This window comes from Anaerostipes rhamnosivorans, from assembly GCF_005280655.1.
GTDB classification, from domain to species: Bacteria; Bacillota; Clostridia; order Lachnospirales; family Lachnospiraceae; genus Anaerostipes; species Anaerostipes rhamnosivorans.
The window spans coordinates 827,422-844,889 of the sequence record NZ_CP040058.1 but is presented as its reverse complement, the minus strand read 5'-3'; the positions used below and the strand labels follow the sequence as shown (position 1 = coordinate 844,889).

General features: G+C 44.7%; 15 protein-coding genes. 2 read left to right on the top strand and 13 right to left on the bottom strand.

Annotation, left to right across the window (positions count from 1 at the left end; translation table 11 throughout):
• Nucleotides 1-279: 279 nt before the first annotated feature.
• The 6 genes from AR1Y2_RS04060 to dpsA form a co-directional block, all read right to left on the bottom strand.
• A complete protein-coding gene (locus AR1Y2_RS04060; RefSeq protein WP_137327825.1) occupies nt 280-1,152 on the bottom strand; it encodes a nitroreductase family protein in 873 nt (290 codons plus the stop codon).
• 519 nt (nt 1,153-1,671) lie between these two features.
• Complete coding sequence (locus tag AR1Y2_RS04050; RefSeq protein ID WP_137327824.1) at nt 1,672-2,280, bottom strand: cytidylate kinase-like family protein; 609 nt, start codon at nt 2,278-2,280, stop codon at nt 1,672-1,674.
• Between the two features lie 30 nt (nt 2,281-2,310).
• Nucleotides 2,311-2,922, bottom strand: coding sequence for a cytidylate kinase-like family protein (locus AR1Y2_RS04045; protein WP_137327823.1), 612 nt, complete (start codon nt 2,920-2,922; stop codon nt 2,311-2,313).
• A 218-nt stretch (nt 2,923-3,140) separates the two neighbouring features.
• Nucleotides 3,141-4,991 (bottom strand): asparagine synthase (glutamine-hydrolyzing), encoded by a 1,851-nt coding sequence (asnB, locus tag AR1Y2_RS04040; protein ID WP_137327822.1) that lies wholly within the window; start codon nt 4,989-4,991, stop codon nt 3,141-3,143.
• A 66-nt stretch (nt 4,992-5,057) separates the two neighbouring features.
• A complete protein-coding gene (locus tag AR1Y2_RS04035) occupies nt 5,058-5,639 on the bottom strand; it encodes a dipicolinate synthase subunit B (protein WP_137330193.1) in 582 nt (193 codons plus the stop codon).
• Complete coding sequence (gene dpsA / locus AR1Y2_RS04030; RefSeq protein ID WP_243118847.1) at nt 5,639-6,481, bottom strand: dipicolinate synthase subunit DpsA; 843 nt, start codon at nt 6,479-6,481, stop codon at nt 5,639-5,641. Before dpsA ends, AR1Y2_RS04035 begins: the two co-directional genes overlap by 1 nt.
• Before the next feature lie 156 nt (nt 6,482-6,637).
• Between dpsA and AR1Y2_RS04025 the strand changes: the two genes are divergently transcribed.
• Complete coding sequence (locus tag AR1Y2_RS04025; protein WP_137327820.1) at nt 6,638-7,006, top strand: desulfoferrodoxin family protein; 369 nt, start codon at nt 6,638-6,640, stop codon at nt 7,004-7,006.
• Nucleotides 7,007-7,304: 298 nt separating this feature from the next.
• Here AR1Y2_RS04025 and AR1Y2_RS04020 read toward each other — a convergent pair whose 3' ends face one another.
• The 7 genes from AR1Y2_RS04020 to melB form a co-directional block, all read right to left on the bottom strand.
• Nucleotides 7,305-8,567, bottom strand: coding sequence for a GHKL domain-containing protein (locus AR1Y2_RS04020; protein WP_243118846.1), 1,263 nt, complete (start codon nt 8,565-8,567; stop codon nt 7,305-7,307).
• 39 nt (nt 8,568-8,606) lie between these two features.
• Nucleotides 8,607-9,323 carry a LytR/AlgR family response regulator transcription factor gene (locus AR1Y2_RS04015; RefSeq protein ID WP_137327819.1) on the bottom strand — a complete coding sequence of 239 codons (717 nt, stop codon included), beginning with the start codon at nt 9,321-9,323 and terminating at the stop codon, nt 8,607-8,609.
• Between the two features lie 527 nt (nt 9,324-9,850).
• The gene (galE, locus tag AR1Y2_RS04010; protein ID WP_137327818.1) at nt 9,851-10,846 is read right to left on the bottom strand and encodes a UDP-glucose 4-epimerase GalE; all 996 of its coding nucleotides are present in this window, start codon (nt 10,844-10,846) and stop codon (nt 9,851-9,853) included.
• A 17-nt stretch (nt 10,847-10,863) separates the two neighbouring features.
• Nucleotides 10,864-12,366: a UDP-glucose--hexose-1-phosphate uridylyltransferase gene (galT, locus tag AR1Y2_RS04005; RefSeq protein WP_137327817.1), complete on the bottom strand. Its 1,503-nt coding sequence runs from the start codon at nt 12,364-12,366 to the stop codon at nt 10,864-10,866.
• Nucleotides 12,356-13,384: an aldose epimerase family protein gene (locus AR1Y2_RS04000; RefSeq protein WP_137327816.1), complete on the bottom strand. Its 1,029-nt coding sequence runs from the start codon at nt 13,382-13,384 to the stop codon at nt 12,356-12,358. Before AR1Y2_RS04000 ends, galT begins: the two co-directional genes overlap by 11 nt.
• A gap of 12 nt (nt 13,385-13,396) precedes the next feature.
• Entirely contained in the window at nt 13,397-14,677 is a 1,281-nt protein-coding gene (locus AR1Y2_RS03995) for a galactokinase (protein ID WP_137327815.1), read from the bottom strand.
• A gap of 21 nt (nt 14,678-14,698) precedes the next feature.
• Entirely contained in the window at nt 14,699-16,078 is a 1,380-nt protein-coding gene (melB, locus tag AR1Y2_RS03990) for a melibiose:sodium transporter MelB (RefSeq protein WP_137327814.1), read from the bottom strand.
• A 328-nt stretch (nt 16,079-16,406) separates the two neighbouring features.
• On the opposite strand from melB, the gene AR1Y2_RS03985 reads away from it, so the two are divergent.
• The gene (locus AR1Y2_RS03985; protein ID WP_137327813.1) at nt 16,407-17,426 is read left to right on the top strand and encodes a LacI family DNA-binding transcriptional regulator; all 1,020 of its coding nucleotides are present in this window, start codon (nt 16,407-16,409) and stop codon (nt 17,424-17,426) included.
• The last annotated feature ends 42 nt before the right edge of the window (nt 17,427-17,468 follow it).

The window sequence follows — 17,468 nt, the reverse complement described above, 5'->3', positions numbered from 1 at the left end:
ACGGATAAATACCTTCACGGAACGAAACCTTTTGTCAGACAGAGTGATAAAATGGATGTAATATCTGTCAAAGAAGGTTCTTTTCCAGACAAAACGCATCCACTCCGTGAAAGCTTTATTTTATTCTAGCACAAGAAACTTCAAGAAATATTGACTCGGAGATCTGTTGTTATTTGTTGTTGATTGGCTTTCTGCATCTGAACAAAAAAATAAAGCCGGACTATTGTATAGTCCAACTTTAAATTCTCAAGCTTTGCTGGTCCTCACCAGCCAAATATCTTACATATTACAGGATGCGACGATCTTATAATTATCTGGAATATTGTACTTGTTCTCCACAGGTACCAGGTTCCAGTTGATCTCACATAAGGTCTCTCTCATCACCTTTTTGCAGTACAGCATAACGATACCTGCATCAATCTGTTCTTCATAAAGATTGGTTTCCTCATCATCCCTGACTGTCAGGATCAGAAGTCCGCCGTCGATGATAAATCTCCAAGGCTGCCGATTTAAAGTGGATGGAGCCATTCTCGCATAGTTCAACGGCTCATAAACAGCTCTGTTCACCAGTTCATCCACCGAAGCTTTGTTGCCCCAAGTATCAAGATAAACAATCTCCTCCAAAGGCATCCTCGGTGAAGTCACACTGTCTTTTACCTGGAAATCAGCGTTTGCATAACCTTTCCCCAAGCTGACATTCCCTGTAACCTTTTTAAACCGTTTCTTTCCATATCCCAACGCCATGATCGCCACCACTTCTTTATCAGTGACAATGTTTAGTTTTTCAATAACGGTACGGCTGTCTTTAAACGTGATCCAGCAGGAATCTACTCCCAGGGAATGAGCCTTGATAGAAATGGATTCACCTACATATCCTCCGTTTTCAATATAGTGGTCTTTTTTCTCAGACAAAACAATCATATAATGCGGAGCATTAATCAAAATACCCTTATATCCAGCATATCCGTCCAACTGGCGGTAAACAGTGTCGTTATCCATAAACCGGATATCAATCCCAATGCTGTCATCCAGGCGCTCACAAGACTGTGCAAAATCCCGGATCTTCTTAACCGTAGCGGCATCAACTTCCTTCTCTTTATAGTCTCTCACGGAGTTTTTGCTTTCAATTAAATCTTTATATTCCATCGTCATATAACCTCCCAATATCTAGCCTAAACAATAACCAAACTGCTCTTTATATTATACCTTATCGCGCGAAGCGCGTCTACCCGAAGGGTATAAAATACGGGATGCCCTGTGGGTATACCTTATCGCGCGAAGCGCGTCTACCCGGAGGGTGTAAAATACGGGATGCCCTGTGGGTATGAGTTATTCACCACTATTTCCGTCGCGCTTTTGAAATGCGCTCCTCCAATAGTGGTGAATAACTTTCGAAAAGTGGCTCCGTTTTGACAGAAGCCCTTCTCCAGCAGACATTACGTCCATTTTCTACATGATTGGAGTGAGGCATTCTAAGAGCCGAACGGAAATCATGTGGAAAATGGACGTAACATCTACTAGATAAAAAATGAACTGATATTACCATACGATAGTTATTTAGCACTGTCGGAGGAGTGCATTTCAAAGCACGACGGAGATAGTGGTAAATAACTATCGCCGCGCGTCTACCCGGAGAAAAGAGGCAGATGGTTTTCCACCTGCCTCTTGATTCTATTCCTCCAGATAGGATTCTATGACTTTTACAGCTTTGTCGATCCCGGTCCTTCCGGTATTGATAACCAGCTCATAATTGCTCGGGTGGCCCCACTTGATCTTTGTGTAGTAGTTATGGTAAGAAGCTCTTTCCTTGTCCACCTTTTTCATCATACGTTTTGCTTCCCTTTCGGAGACATTCTCCGTATCCATGATTCGTTTAATCCGCACAGATTCAGAGCTGTGGATGAAGAAAGAATGGCTGCCCGGAAGTTTCTGCAGGATAACGTCCGCGCACCGCCCCACAAAGATACAGGACTTCTCCTGCTCCGCGATCTGGCGGATGGCGATGGACTGGATCACAAACAGTTTTTCCGGTGTCAGGATGCACTCATCCATCGGCGTTGTAGCCGGATGTCCGATGGGCACTCCAAAAATATAGGCGTAATCCCCTGACTCTTCTCTCTGGGTCACGTATTCTTCCGACACATCTGCCATCTTCGCCACTCTGGCGATCAGTTCCTTGTCAAACAGCTTGATACCCAGATCCTCTGAGAGCTTCTCCGCAATCTCGTGGCCTCCGCTCCCATATTCTCTGGAAATGCATATAATCGTGTTCGGTCTCATAGCACCTCTCCTTTCCATGCGAAAACCACTCTATCGGTCTACATAATATGTAATGAGATCCACCGCATTTTCCATGCCCAGTTTTCCAATGTTGAGAACCATGTGATAGTTGCTCGGATGGCCCCATTTCACTTTCGTATAATAATTGTGGTAGGAAGCCCTTTCCCTATCAGTTTTCTTGATCAGCTTCCTAGCCTCCTTCTCGGTGATCTGTCTGAGATCCATGATCCTCTGGACCCTGTCATCAAGAGGGCTGTGCACAAAGACAGAGATACATTCTGCCTGGTTCTGCAAAATAACATCCGCGCATCGTCCCACAAAAATGCAGGAGCCTTCATCCTTTGCCATCTGCCGGATGGCGATGGACTGGAGGGCAAATAATTTCTCAGAAGTCACCACAAAGTCACGGGTGATATCCGTAGCCACATGCCCTGACGGCATCACACCAAGGAAACCCCGAAAGTCCCTCACTTCTCCCTGTTCTTCCACAAAATCTTCGGGTACATTGCCCATCTGGGCCACCTTTGTAATGATCTCGCTGTCGAACAGCTTAATACCCAGCCGCTTAGACAGGCGCTCTCCCAGTTCATGGCCTCCACTTCCGAATTCCCTGGAAATACATATGATCCTGTTCTCTTTCATAAACATCACTCCTTTGCTCATAAACAGCGATTGCTAACCTCATGGATAAACCCTTCCCTCTGCCTCCGAAACGGAGGTATGTCTATGCCTGCAAAAGATGTCATACGGCTGATAAGACCGATCGATATCTTATTTTTATTATACCATGATACGGAGCAAAAAACATAAAAATGCATGAGATTGTTCCTCTATCAAAACAATCTCATGCATTTTTTTATTTATACGAGAGCAATCCGATAAGTCTGCAGCCAGTAGTTGACCTGGAGCATAAAGGCCACCATCTGCGGTCCGGCCATCAGCTGTCCGTACCATGGTTTTCCGTAGTCTGAAGGACTTTTTAAAAACTCTTCCGTTTTCTTCTTGTCGATCAAATCTCTGATCGGTGCATTTGGATCGGCGATCACTTCCCTTAACCGATCTCCCAGCATTTTTTCATACTCAGGATGGTAAGTCTTCGGATACGGGCTTTTCCTTCGGTACAAAACCTCATTAGGAAGGTCTCCTTCCCCGGAAGCTCTCAAAAGGCCTTTGACCATGCCGCCCGGACATTTCATTTCCCAAGGCACATTCCACATGTATTCAACGATCCTGTGGTCGGCAAATGGTACTCTGGCCTCCAGACCGGAATACATGCTGGTCCGGTCCATCCGGTCTAAGAGGGTCACCATAAACCATTTCAGATTCAGGTAAGAGATCTCCCTCCTTCTGCTCTCTGTGGGATCCTCCCCTAAAAGCCTCGGAGTTTCTCCGATGGTCTTTTCGTAGGCTCTCCTGGAATGGTTTTCAATATCTGCCACCTGGAGCACATCATCGCTTAAGAGGGCTTTTCTTGGTTCCATATCCATGGACCATGGAAACGCATGGGCCTCAAAGCACTCTTTTTTATGGAACCACGGATATCCTCCGAAGATCTCGTCGGCACATTCTCCCGTCAGAGTAACCTTTTTTGTCTCGGCAACTTTGGAACAGAAATAGAGAAGAGAAGACTCCACATCCGCCATACACGGCAGGTCTCTTGCATCCACGGCCCGGTACAAGTTTTCAATCTGCTGCTCGTTATTGCATTCCAGGTACGTGTGATTTGTTCCGGCCGCCTCCACCATCCGGTCTACCCACGGTCTGTCCTGGGATGGCTGGAAGGAGTTGGCCTTGAAATATTGGTCATTGTTCACAAAATCAAAAGAAAAGGTATTTAGCTGTTTTCCCTGTTTACCCAGTTCTTTGGCGCATATGGCCGTCACAAGGCTGCTGTCCACACCTCCGGATAGAAAAGTACAGATTGGAATATCTGAGAGCATCTGCATCTTAACCGCATCGTGTACCAGGTAGGACAGCTTCTCTACGGTCTGGTCGTAAGACTCCTCATGGGGCCTGCTCTCAAGCTGCCAATAGGTGTGATCTTTCAGTCCGTCCATACTGTACTCAAGAAAATGGCCCGGCAGTACTTCCGAAATGCCTTTGAATACTCCCTTTCCATAGGATTTCGCCGGTCCTAGGCCAAAGATCTCCCCGAGTCCGTCCCTGTCAATGACTGGCTCAATGCCTGGGTACTGAAAAATGCCCTTGATCTCAGATGAAAATACCAATGTCTGCCCCGCAAAAGAATAAAACAGAGGCTTCACACCCAGCCGGTCTCTGAACAAAAACAGTTTCTTTTCCGCGGAATCCCAGATACTGATCGCAAAGATGCCGTTCAGCTTCTCTACAAAAGCAGGACCGTGGAGGATGTATCCAGCCAGAATCACTTCCGTGTCACTGGTTGTCTTAAAGATTGCCCCCTCGTTTTTCAACTCCTGTTTTAATTCCTTCATGTTGTAAATCTCACCATTATATACAATGACAAACTTACGCCCGGATTCCTCCCTGACCATGGGCTGATGTCCGGTGTATAAGTCAATGATTGAAAGACGTACATGGGCCAGGCCGCACCCATTTTCCAAAAACGTCCCTTGATCATCAGGACCCCGGTGCTTCTGGACCTGGTTCATACGGTCCAAAATCTCTTCCCACTGCCCTTTGTTTTCCTGATACCTGTTATGAGGATTACAAAATCCTGCAATACCACACATATGTGCCACCTCTTCAATTATTTTTATACAGGCTCCGCAGTAAGACATCACTGGGAGCCTGAAGTTCTATCCCCGGATAACCGGCTGATATTGTCTGCCCTCCAGCGCTTTTTCCACAGTCGGGATCAAAAGGCTGGTATCGGCGATCATGGAGTTCGGTTTTTTAACCGGATCGTCCTGCCCAAATGGAACAAAATAGATATTTTTCATGTTCATCAAGGCACCGATGTTCTTCATATTAATTCCCAGAGCATCGTTGGTTGATACAGAGATCACCAAAGGTTTATCATTTCTTAAATGTGCCTTTGCTGCCATCAGGACTGGAGAATCCGTAATGCCGTTGCAAAGCTTCGCCAGCGTATTGCCAGTGCACGGAAAGACCACCAGAACGTCAAGAAGACTTTTGGGACCAATCGGTTCAGCCTGTGCAATGGTTTTCATCGGCGGAATTCCTGTGATCTCTTCGGCTTTTTTCAGAAAATCTCCGGCTTTTCCAAACCGGCTGTCTATGCTCTGTGCAGCACCTGAAAAGATCGTCTGCACCTTTGCCCCTTCCTCCGTAAGCTTTTCAAGCTGGACAAATATTTTCTCATATGTGCAGAATGAACCAGTCATGGCAATTCCTATTTTCTTTCCTTTTACACTCATCATACATCCCATTCCGTAATCATTGTTTCTGTCAGAATGGCAGCCGCAGAACACGCCGCATATTTACCGGGAATCCCAAGGCACAGCCTTGCGTCGATTCCCAATTCTTCCGCGGCCTCAAAATCCACACCGCCGGGAGCGGACGCGATATCCACAATCAGGACATCTTTTTTGGCAAACTCCAGACATTCTCTGTCTAAAACCAGAGCGGGGATAGTGTTGAATATGAAATCAGCCTGGGAAATTTCCTGTTTCAGATTTTCCAGGGAGACTGCATTCATCCCAAAAGATTCTGCCTGGGCTCTCTGCGTTGGTTTCCTTGCAGCTACGGTCACTTTGGCCGACCATAGGTTTAATTTTTCAGCCAATACACTGCCACAACGGCCAAAGCCCAGTACAAGACACTGGCTTCCCTGGATCTGCAGCGGTGAGTCGAACACCGCTTCTGCCACTGCCCCCTCTGCCGTTGACACGGCATTTTTTACTGCCACGGCATCCATCTTCATAAAATCATGCACATCAACACCTATATGCTGGCAATAGCCGCAGAAGTCATCCGGGATACATCCCGCAAAGATGCTCTGCCCTTTTGTCAGACAACGTTTTACATCCTCTATACCGAAGTCCTCACGGCACGCCATGGAAACCAGATTCTCACGGTCCTTGGAAAAAGGAATCGGGCCGATCAGTGCCCTGGCATTCACCACAGCTTCTTCCATGGAATCCGCCTGCTTCTCACCGGACACGATCCCATAAGTGATGACAGAAAAACCTCTTTCGGAGAGCTGTTTTGCCATATAAGCCTGCCTGAGATCTCCGCCGAGAACTGCAAAATCATACATTTTATCGCTCCTTTCTGCTGCCATCTAACTATAGTATATGTATTTCTCCCTTGGTATGCTTCATTTTTTTCCACATTTTACAGACAAATAGGTCATATTCTGTTATATTAATACTTATAACTGGGGTCATTGTTTTCAAAGAAGGGAGTTTTTATTATGAAGTTTTTTATCTGTGAACACTGTAAAAATATCATGACATTAGTCCAGGACAGCGGCGTGCCAGTCATGTGCTGCGGCCAGAAAATGACGGAACTTGTTCCAGGGACTACGGATGGCGCTGCAGAAAAGCATGTGCCTGCCGTTACAGTGGAGGACCGGAAGGTCAGTGTAAAAGTAGGCGAGGTGGAACATCCGATGATGGAAGCCCATTACATTATGTTCATCTGTGTCGAAACCAGCATGGGAAATCATATAAAGTATTTAAAGCCTGGAGAAAAACCGGAGGCAGAATTCTTCCTGGCAGACAATGAGGAATTTGTAGCCGCATATGAATACTGCAACCTGCATGGATTATGGATGGCATAACCGCATAACAAAAGGAGGCCCCTCTGATGTATCAGAAATGCCTCCTGTTTTTATGTCTCTTACTATATGTATACCCTCAACCTTTTGTTTATCCTTTGTAATAAGTGCTTTATCCCCGACTAGATGATTAGAACGGCCATGGCCATCTCATGCATGTCATTGATTTATCCCCCTTTATACTGCTTTGCTTTCGGTAAGAAATTCGGTAACAATACACACTATAAGAGGTCTTATTCCTAGTTTCAATACAACCGCGGGGAACGACGGAATAATTGAATAAACGTTGTATTTTTTTCCATTAAATAGCATCTAAAAGGATAATATTCACCTGAAATATATGATTTTCACAGTGGTAAGAAACACTGCCATTATACTTCTCCACGATTTCTTTAATATTCTGGCTTCCGATTCCGTGCTTCTCCTTATCATGCTTTGTAGTCATTAATCTGCCTTCTTCAAAAATGACTGGTTTTAGGGTATGGTTGCTTTCTTCTAAAAGCAGATGGTGTCCCTTCACTTTAATTGTTACATTGACCGTCTTTTCCTTTACATCCTTGACGGCTTCCGCGGCATTTTTCAAAAGATTTGAAAACAGGATACAGATCTCCGCGTTGGTCATATTCAGCTTGCTGGGAATCCTGCCTTTCCAGTTTAGATCCATCTTTTCACGCTGGACGATATCATTTACCACAATATCCACCACGTCATTGCCGGTAGATACAAGAATATTCAGCCTCTGGATACCGCCGATCAATTCGCCTAAATATTCCTTCGCCTGATCATATTCTCCCTTTTCAAGAAACCTGCCCAGACAGCCCAGCTGGCTTTTCATATCATGCCTGATCTTTTTCGTCATCTCCTCCTTTTGAAGGAGCAGTTCATAATACTTTTTCTGTTCGTTCAGCAGTCTTTCATTCCAGAGCATCTGTTGTTCAAACTGTTCCTGCTTCTGCCTTACACTGCAGATCCTTATAATAATAGTACTGATCCCGATCAGCATCAGCAAAAATCCAAGCAGGATCTCAAGCCTCTTTCCAAAAGACGTCCAGTTCTGGAATCCTTCAGACAAAAATGGTCCGATACATGCAATGACTCCGATGAGCACCATCGCTCCCAAGGCCACATCACTGTACGTATATTGGATCTTATTCACCTTGAATCTTTTCCTGATCGTTATAACGATCAGGATCATGATAAAACTAAATATTTCTTCCACATCCGCAAAATGATTGCTGGCATAGGCCGTCTGAAAATCCATTTGAGCAAAGAATATGATAAACAAACCAATCAGAAAGTCCATGATGGATATTCCAAGCCACGTAAAGATGGGAAGAAAAAACTTTTTGAAATAGATCCAGCCGGATACAATAATAAAAAGAACGATCACCTTATTGACCGAAAAACCAAATCTGTAACACAAGACAACTCCTAAGACTGCCGGGATCTGAAAAACTACGGCTTCCCTTTTCCGCGATGGTTCAACCCCTAAAATACCTCTCATGATCAAGATCATTTTCCAAAGCTCAATCGCATAAACATATACCCAATATAATTCTCTCACTTTTCACCCTCACTGTCCATTTCCTGGAAATGGATTAGTTTATATCACTTTTGCATATTTCGTTATGTACTCAAAATAACGGTTTTTGACTTCTTTTTGTTTTCTCTTGGAAATCTGAAATTCCTTTCCACAGTCTAAGACAAGCTTGTCCTTGTTATAGTGTTCAACAAATTGGAAATTAATGATATATCCCTTATGAATCCGCTGAAACCTCTCATCCAAACATCCCTCAATCTTCTTCAAAGAAAGTCTCACAATCAGATGCCCTCCCACAAGGAACACCGCAATTTCATCACCCAACGCCTCAATCCACCGGATCTCCCTAAAATATACGAATCTGCTCTCTTCCTTTCCTTCCAGCATGATTCCTTCATTGTCATTCATGTCCTTTAGCGCATCTTCCAGAGCCTCCAACAGGTCCTGTCCGCTCCCGCTTTTATATAGATACCGGAAGGCCTGAACCTTAAATGCTCTCTGTACCCATTCATCATGGCTCGTTATAAAAATGATCTTGCCGGGCTTCTGCTGGCGTTTCCATTCCTCAGCCACTGAAAATCCATCCATATCGGGCAGTTCAACATCCAGCAAAATAATGTCAAACTCACCATCTGAGTTAAGAAGCGCTCCGCCTCTTTGGAAACAGGTAATCTCTGCTTTTTGGTTTCTGCTGTCCAGAAATTGGAGACATTCATCTTCTAAAATATCCAAGTAAGTTTGTTCATCATCACAGATTGCAATTTTTAACGTTCTCTCCATCTACAGTCCTTTCTATATATAAAGTAAAACTTAATCATATTTTACCTCTTTCCTAACCCAAATGCAAAAAAGAACAGGAATGTGCATTAAAAAATGCATAATTCCTGTTCTTTTTATATATTGTCATAAAAATATTACAATTCAAATAAGATAGCCATAAACTATGTTCATGAAAAAATAGGTCTCGTCCGACAGGTTTTTCAGATTACATTTTCTAAGGGTTACTAGGTGACGCTGCTAAACAGCAAAACCTGCCAGGCAACTGACCTTATTTGTATTTATCTCTCAACAAAAGTATAAATCCATGTACTGGATTAGTCAACATATTTTATAAGAACTGTGATATACGTGCAATTATGGCAATAAACGCTTCATCATTTTCTATTATTTTACTCTTCCTCCCGCCGACCTTAAACAAACAGAACAAAAAGGGCAAGCCAGCCTCATCTGAAATAAAAAAACAGGGGTTCCTGCTCTGGCTTCTTAGCATGTGCTTTTGCCTGCAGACCCCTATTTTCCCAATCTGTTTATTTTGTTTTATATCCTTCCGGATGTGTGCTGTGCCAGTTCCATGCACTCTCAATGATCTCATGGAGATTGGCATGTTCTGGATTCCATCCAAGAACCTTCTTTGCTTTCTCACTGGAAGCGATCAGTACTGCAGGATCTCCTGCTCTCCGTCCTTCTTCCACTGCCTTGATCGGCTTTCCGGTCACTTCTTTTGCAGTCTCGATGACTTCTTTTACTGTAAATCCAATGCCGTTTCCGAGATTAAAAATGTCGCTCTCATTGCCTTGCATCAAATACTTCACTGCCAGGATATGTGCCTGAGCCAGGTCGGTCACATGGATATAGTCCCTGACACATGTGCCATCCTTTGTTGGATAATCGGTTCCAAAAATACTGATGGCATCCCTTTTCCCATTTGGAACCTGAAGGATCAACGGGATCAGATGGGTCTCCGGATTGTGTGCCTCACCGATCTCCCCGCTTTTGTGGGCTCCGCATGCATTAAAATATCGGAGAGATACGAACCGAAGTCCATGTGCCTTTCCCACCCATTTAAACATCTTTTCCATAGAGAGCTTGGTCTCACCGTAAGTGTTGGTGGGCTCTGTCCTGTCTGTTTCCAGGATTGGAGTTTTTTCCGGCTCCCCATAAGTTGCGGCCGTGGATGAAAAGACGATCTTGTCTACACCGTGGGCCACCATGGATTCCAGCATAGTTTTTGTGCCGCACAGATTGTTGTCGTAGTATTTCAACGGATTCGTCATGCTTTCCCCAACGAGGGAGTTGGCCGCAAAGTGAATGACCGCATCAATGTCAGTCTCCTGATCCAGAACGCTGTCCACAAAAGCTCTGTCTCTTAAATCACCCTGATAAAATTTTGCCTTTGGATGAACTGCCTCTTTATATCCTGTCTCCAGGTTATCGATGATGACCACATCTTCTCCTGCATCGATCAATTCATAAACTGTGTGGGACCCAATGTATCCTGCCCCGCCTAATACTAAAATCTTCATTCCTTCTTCCGCCTTTCTTAATGCTGATCCAACGTACAAATGAATCTCTCAAACTGTTCCCTGCCCTTTTTGGTACACTTATAAACACCTGCATTCTCAAGGACCTTCACAAAGACCCGCCCGATCTCCTCCTTCAGGATCTCCATGACATTGTCTTCGTTGATCTCCTTATATTTTGACACAAACTGCTCTGCCCAGTCAACATGCTTTGCCAGGCACTCATGATCTTTCACAGGGGTTTTGTCTACAAGACAGTCTGCCAGAAGTTCCATCTCCTGCTTGAGTCTGGACGGCAGCACCGCAAGGCCCATGACTTCGATCAGCCCGATGTTCTCTTTTTTTATATGATGGTATTCTTCATGAGGATGAAACAGTCCCAGTGGATGTTTCTCTGTGGTGATATTGTTCCTCAGAGTCAGGTCCAGTTCATAGGTATCCCCTGTTTTTCTTGCAATAGGGGTGATGGTATTATGCGCTTCCCCCTCTGTCTTTGCGTAAATGTGGGCGGCTTCGTCCGTATATGCCCTCCAGACATGCAAAATATGATCCGCCAGATCGATAAGACGCTCCTGATCCTTAGAACGGATCCGCAGCACAGACAGCGGCCACTTCAGGATCCCAGTTTCCACATCCTCAAATCCCCGGATTGTGTAATGTTTTTCTATCTTAGCCTTTGCCATGGCAAACTGGTAATGCCCTCCCTGAAAATGGTCATGGGACAATATGGAACCTCCCACAATGGGAAGATCCGCATTGGAGCCAAGGAAATAATGAGGGAACTGCCGTACAAAATCAAACAGCTTTACAAATACAGTCCGGTCAATCTTCATGGGTATATGCTCCCCGTTAAATACGATACAGTGCTCATTATAGTATACATACGGAGAGTACTGGAATCCCCATCTGCTGCCGTTGACCGTGATCGGAATAATCCTGTGGTTTTGGCGGGCAGGATGGTTCATACGTCCTGCATATCCTTCATTTTCCATACAAAGCTGACATTTTGGATACCTGCCCTGGACTGCATTTTTAGCTGCCGCGATGGCCTTTGGATCTTTTTCCGGCTTTGACAGATTGATGGTGATATCAATGGTTCCATATGGGCTCTCCACAGTCCATTTCCAGTCCTTTTTCACCCTGTATCTGCGGATATAGTCTGTATCCTGGCTGAACTGATAGAAAAAATCAGTGGCTTCCACGGGACTTTTTTTATACTTTTCCCTGAAGTTCCGGATCACCTGGCTTGGTTTCGGGACCAGAACCCCCATCAGTTTGGTGTCAAACAAGTCTCTGGTCACAATATCATTGCTTTTGATGATATACCGGTCATAGGCAGCATCTGTCAACTCATGGAGCACTTTCTCCAGATCCACCTCTCCATAAGGTTCCTCCGGCTCCTCATAGCCATCCAGATGAAAGATCTCCAGAAACTGATTGATGGTATAGGTCCGGTCCTCAGGCTCGATCAGCTTTTTTTCTAATCCATACTGTACCAGTTTTGCAATATTATCATTTATCATCTTCATGCACCTCAAACTTATAAGCGGTAAACACTGCATATCTATCTTCTTTTCTAAGGATCATATCCGGATGCTCCTCCAGATTAATGGAATTTGGAAGAAATTCTGTTTCCAGACAAACCCCGTCCCTGTTTTCATTGGCTTTTCCTTTCTTTCCGGGAAATCCCCCTTCCAGAAAATTGGATGTATAGAGTTGTACGGCAGGGAGATTTGTAGAAACTGTCACTTTCCGTCCCGTGCCTTCATGAAACAGCGTAATCTGATCCCTCTGGCTGCTGAACAGATACGGATGATCATATCCCCCTGCAAACTTCAGCTGTTGATGGTCTTCCTTGATACGTCCCCCAATTTTATGAAACTTTCTGAAATCAAATGGAGTACCGTCTACATTCATCCTCTCTCCGGTCGTACAGCCGTCTTTATCAATACAGGCAATCTTGGACGCTTTTATTTTCAGCATGTGATCATATATTTTTTCTTTTCCGCCAGACAGGTTAAAATAGGTATGGTTGGCCAGGTTGACAATGGTATCCTTATCTGTGGTTCCATAGAGTACCATAGTCAGCGTATTTCCAACCAATTCATATGAAACATGGACCCTCAGGCTGCCTGGATACCCCTCCTCCATATCTCTGGACAGATAGTTGAAGATCACCCTGTTTTCTTTTATTTCATAGTCCCAGATTTTTTTGTCAAATCCTTCTCTTCCTCCATGGAGATGGTTGGGTCCGTTGTTGACTGCCAGATGATATTCCTGTCCGTTTAGGATGAACTTTCCGTCCTTGATCCGGTTTCCCACCCGTCCCAGGATTCCTCCGATATACTTCTCATCTTTTTTGTAATCGTCTATATTCTCAAGTCCCAGCACCACATCATCCACATTTCCGTCTTTATCTTTCATCAGGACCGACAGAATATGGCATCCTAAATTGGTGACGCTCACTGTCAAATCCTTTCCCTTCATCTCAATGATATCAATACCATCTGTTCTTTGTTCGGTTACCTTGATCTCTGTCATTGTCCTGTCTCCTTACAAAACTTTCATTCCGCCGTATTTTCGGACTTTTAAGATATGGCATGCTCCTTCTCCGAATACGCTGTCCATAGTTTTCTGATAGAGCGGGACAATCTCATTTGGCACAAACGCCTGGATTGTTCCCGCAAATCCGCCTCCGTGGACACGGCTCACCCCTTTGTCTCCCAGTATGACATCGCTTACGGCCAGTCCGATGGACACACTCTGATGATTGACTTCGTGGCTGGAATACACATTTTGGAGATACTTAAATGAGGAATCTCCTGAATCCTTCACCAGTTTTTTAAACAGGTCAAACCGTCTCTTCTCCAGGGCCTCGACTTCCTGTCCGACCCTTTTGTTTTCCTCAAAAAGGTGCATAGCACGCAGTACCGCACGGTCTCCGAGGATTTCACGGATGGCGGGGATGTTCAGATAAAAATCTGTCTTGTCTACTTTTCTTAACACATCTTCCTCAAAATAGCGGGCCACCTGTTTCATCTCAGACGGTATCATGGCGTAATCCTCTGTCAGATCCACATGGGAGCCTTTTGTGTCCACAATGCAAAGACTGTGGCCGAAGGATTCAAAGTCCACTTTTACCTGTTTTACTTCCGGTTTCTCTGGATTTTCAAAATCGATATAAATCATCCCGCCCACAGAGGACGCCATCTGGTCCATCAGCCCGCACGGTTTTCCAAAATACTCATTTTCTGCATATTGTCCTGCCTGGGCTAAGAACACCGGATCTATGTCCATCTGGTTGTACAGCCCTGAAAGAATCGTGCCGATCAAGGTCTCATAAGCTGCGGAGGAAGACAGCCCTGCACCGATCAGAACATCGCTTGTGATATAGGCCCGGAAACCCCCGATCCTATAGCCTTTCTGCCTCAGTCTGTCGGCAACACCACGAATCAGTGCCATGGACGTCTCTTTTTCTTCCTCTCTGGCAAGCAGGTCATCCAAATCCACTTCCATCAGGTCATATCCGTCGGAAACAACCGTGATCCTTCCGTCTTCTGTCTTAGAGGCCACTGCGATGGCATCCAGGTTAATGGAAGTAGCCAGTACCTTCCCATACTGATGGTCTGTATGATTCCCTCCTACTTCACTCCGGCCGGGCGCTGAATAAATCTCCACATTCTCCGTCCCGAACCTGTCTTCATATTCCTTTAGCGCTTTTATGTACCTTTTTGTCTGACTGTCCAGCAGTTCCTCATCCACGTAGATGTCTCTCAGCAGATCCCTGTAAATCCCTTTTTCAAATTCCTCTATCAATACACTTGTCTCTTTCATCTATATCACTCTGGCAGGGCATCATGCTTCTGCCTTAAATCTCCTTTCCTGTATTGTCTCAATCACATGTTTCATAAAGCTGTCGTTGAGCTTATATGCTTTTTTATAAACTACATAGGCCACCAGCATGGAAACCGCAGGCACTGCACACATCAGAACACGGATAGAATTCATCGTCAGAAGGCTCTGATCCGGGCTGTTTGGGATATAACCGGTCTGCTGGAGTGCAAATCCGATAAAAAGAGAGGTCAGCGCTGCCGTAAACTTTACGATCAATGTCTGCAAAGAGAAGACAACTGACTCATTTCTTGTTCCCAGCTTATACTCCCCGTAATCAACCACATCGGATAAGAACACGGTGGCACATCCAAGCTCCAGTCCTGTTCCCGTCTTTACAATAATTCCTGCAATGGCAGTCAGCACGATATTCTGTGGGCACACAAATCCTACAGCCAAGAGCAGCGCCAATCCCACAAACGGAAGAATACAGGCCAGTAGAAAGGATACCTTTCTGGAAAGCCTGGCAGCCACTTTCGGAAAGATGATAAGTCCCACCACTTCTGCGATAGAGGCGCTGATCATAAACGCGGACAGCATTCCTGCATTTCCACACACATATGTAAAATAGTAAACTGCCACCCCCATAATAAACTGGATGCCTACGTTATACAGCAGGATCAGACCTACTGCTGACTGCAGCTGGTCATTCTGCTTGATGATGGAAAATACGCCCCGAAAAGATATTTTTTCGGACGGCACATTTCCGCCGTCCTTTACTTTCAGGTTAAACACGGCAACACCAATGGTAAAAATAAACATTCCGGCGATAAACATCGCAAACCTGTGATATCCGATGTAACCTCCTCCCAGCGCCCCGATGATCTGCACTCCGAATCCTGCAATGATCAGTGACTGGCCAAGGCTGGCAAAGATACGCGGAAGTACGGATACCACTTCCCGCTCTCTTGGATCCGAGGTCAGATTTGGGATGATGGACCAATACGGAATATCCATGATCGTATAGGTCATGCCCCACGCCACATAGATCACAGCCACAAATACACAGAGTGCGTTACCTGACAAATGAAAATCCGTAAATAATACAACGAACACGACAGAGTTGATCAGAGTTCCGACGACCAGCCAGGGAACAAATTTCCCCCACCTTGTCCTAGTGTTGTCCACCAGCATGCCCATGAATAAGTCGTTGAATGCGTCCCACAATTTTGCTACAAAAAATACAATACCGATGAAGGCCGGTGATACCTTTAAAATATCTGTGAAATAAATCATTGAGAATGTTGCGATCATTCCGTAGATTAAATCCTTGCCAAGTGCTCCGAAGGCAAACGTATATTTCACCCTGCCCGGTACCTTTTCACTGCTTTTTCTTGTTTCCATACATAAAGCCTCCTGTTTTCATATCTTAATATCGTTCCTATGACATTTACCACATGATTTCCGTTCGGCTCTTAGAATGCCTCACTCCAATCATGTGGTACCCCCCGAAGGGAGTGAGATACGGTTTTCCCTTTGGGTATGGCTTTATGGTAACACCGTTTAGTAAATAATTCAATATTAGTTTACTAAAATATTTACCAAATTTAATAACTATCTTTTAGTAAACATCGATAATAAATTTATAACCACCGGCTGGACGGACTCCATGCAATAAGGTATACTATAGGTTAATATATAGAATGTTTTTCGTTACTAAAGGAGAGTTTGTATGGCCACTATTAAAGATATTGCTGCCAAAGCTGGGGTTTCTTCCGCCACCGTTTCCCGGATTTTAAATCAGGATGACACATTAAGTGTCACGGACGAGACCCGAAACAGAGTTTTAAAAATTGCAGATGATCTTAAGTATCATAAGAAGGGAAAAGGGGCATCAAAGAGAACCACCATCGGAGTTTTCCAGTGGTACTCCCTGTTCCAGGAACTTGAAGACCCTTACTACCAGAACATCCGTGTAGGGATTGAGAAGTATTGTGCCGACCAGAACATCGAAGTGATCCGGGCATTCCAAAGTGATCCGGACTATACAAAAACCTTGAGTGGTGTAGACGGGCTGATTTGTATCGGAAAGTTTGCCCCCAGGGATATCAAAGCTTTTGAACAGATTACTGACAATATCATCTTTATTGATATGCGTACTTCCAGGATTTCTTTTAACAATATTGTGCTGGATTTTCATCAGTCTGTGATCGATGTGATTGATTATCTTACAGAATTGGGGCACCGGGAGATCGGTTACCTGGGCGGAAAAGAGTACATTGACGAAGACACGGTTTATTTTGAACAGCGGAAGGAAACTTTTATGAATTACTGCCGGAATCTTGGCATTCGCTACGAGCCGTATTTAATGGAAGAAGAGTTTAGTGCGGAATCCGGCTACCAGATGATGAACCGGCTTATAGAGAACGGAACGCTTCCCACTGCAGTCTTTGCCGCCAGCGATCCCATCGCCATCGGAGCCATGCGCTCCCTCTATGAACACGGCTATAAAATACCGGACGATATTTCCATCATAGGGTTTGATGATATCAGTGTTGCTGAATTTTCAAACCCGCCTCTCACCACGGTGCATGCACCGTCTGAGTATATGGGAGAGTACGCAGCCAATTTTGTTGCCAAGCTTTACAATGAAGTTCCAAGCGAGTACAAAACCCCGGTGCGTCTGACTCTGCCCTGTACACTGGTCAAAAGAAAGACCTGCGGGAAACCAAGAAAAAACTGCCGGAGGTAATCACAATTACCAATCCGGCAGTTTTTTCTTTACTAAATTATT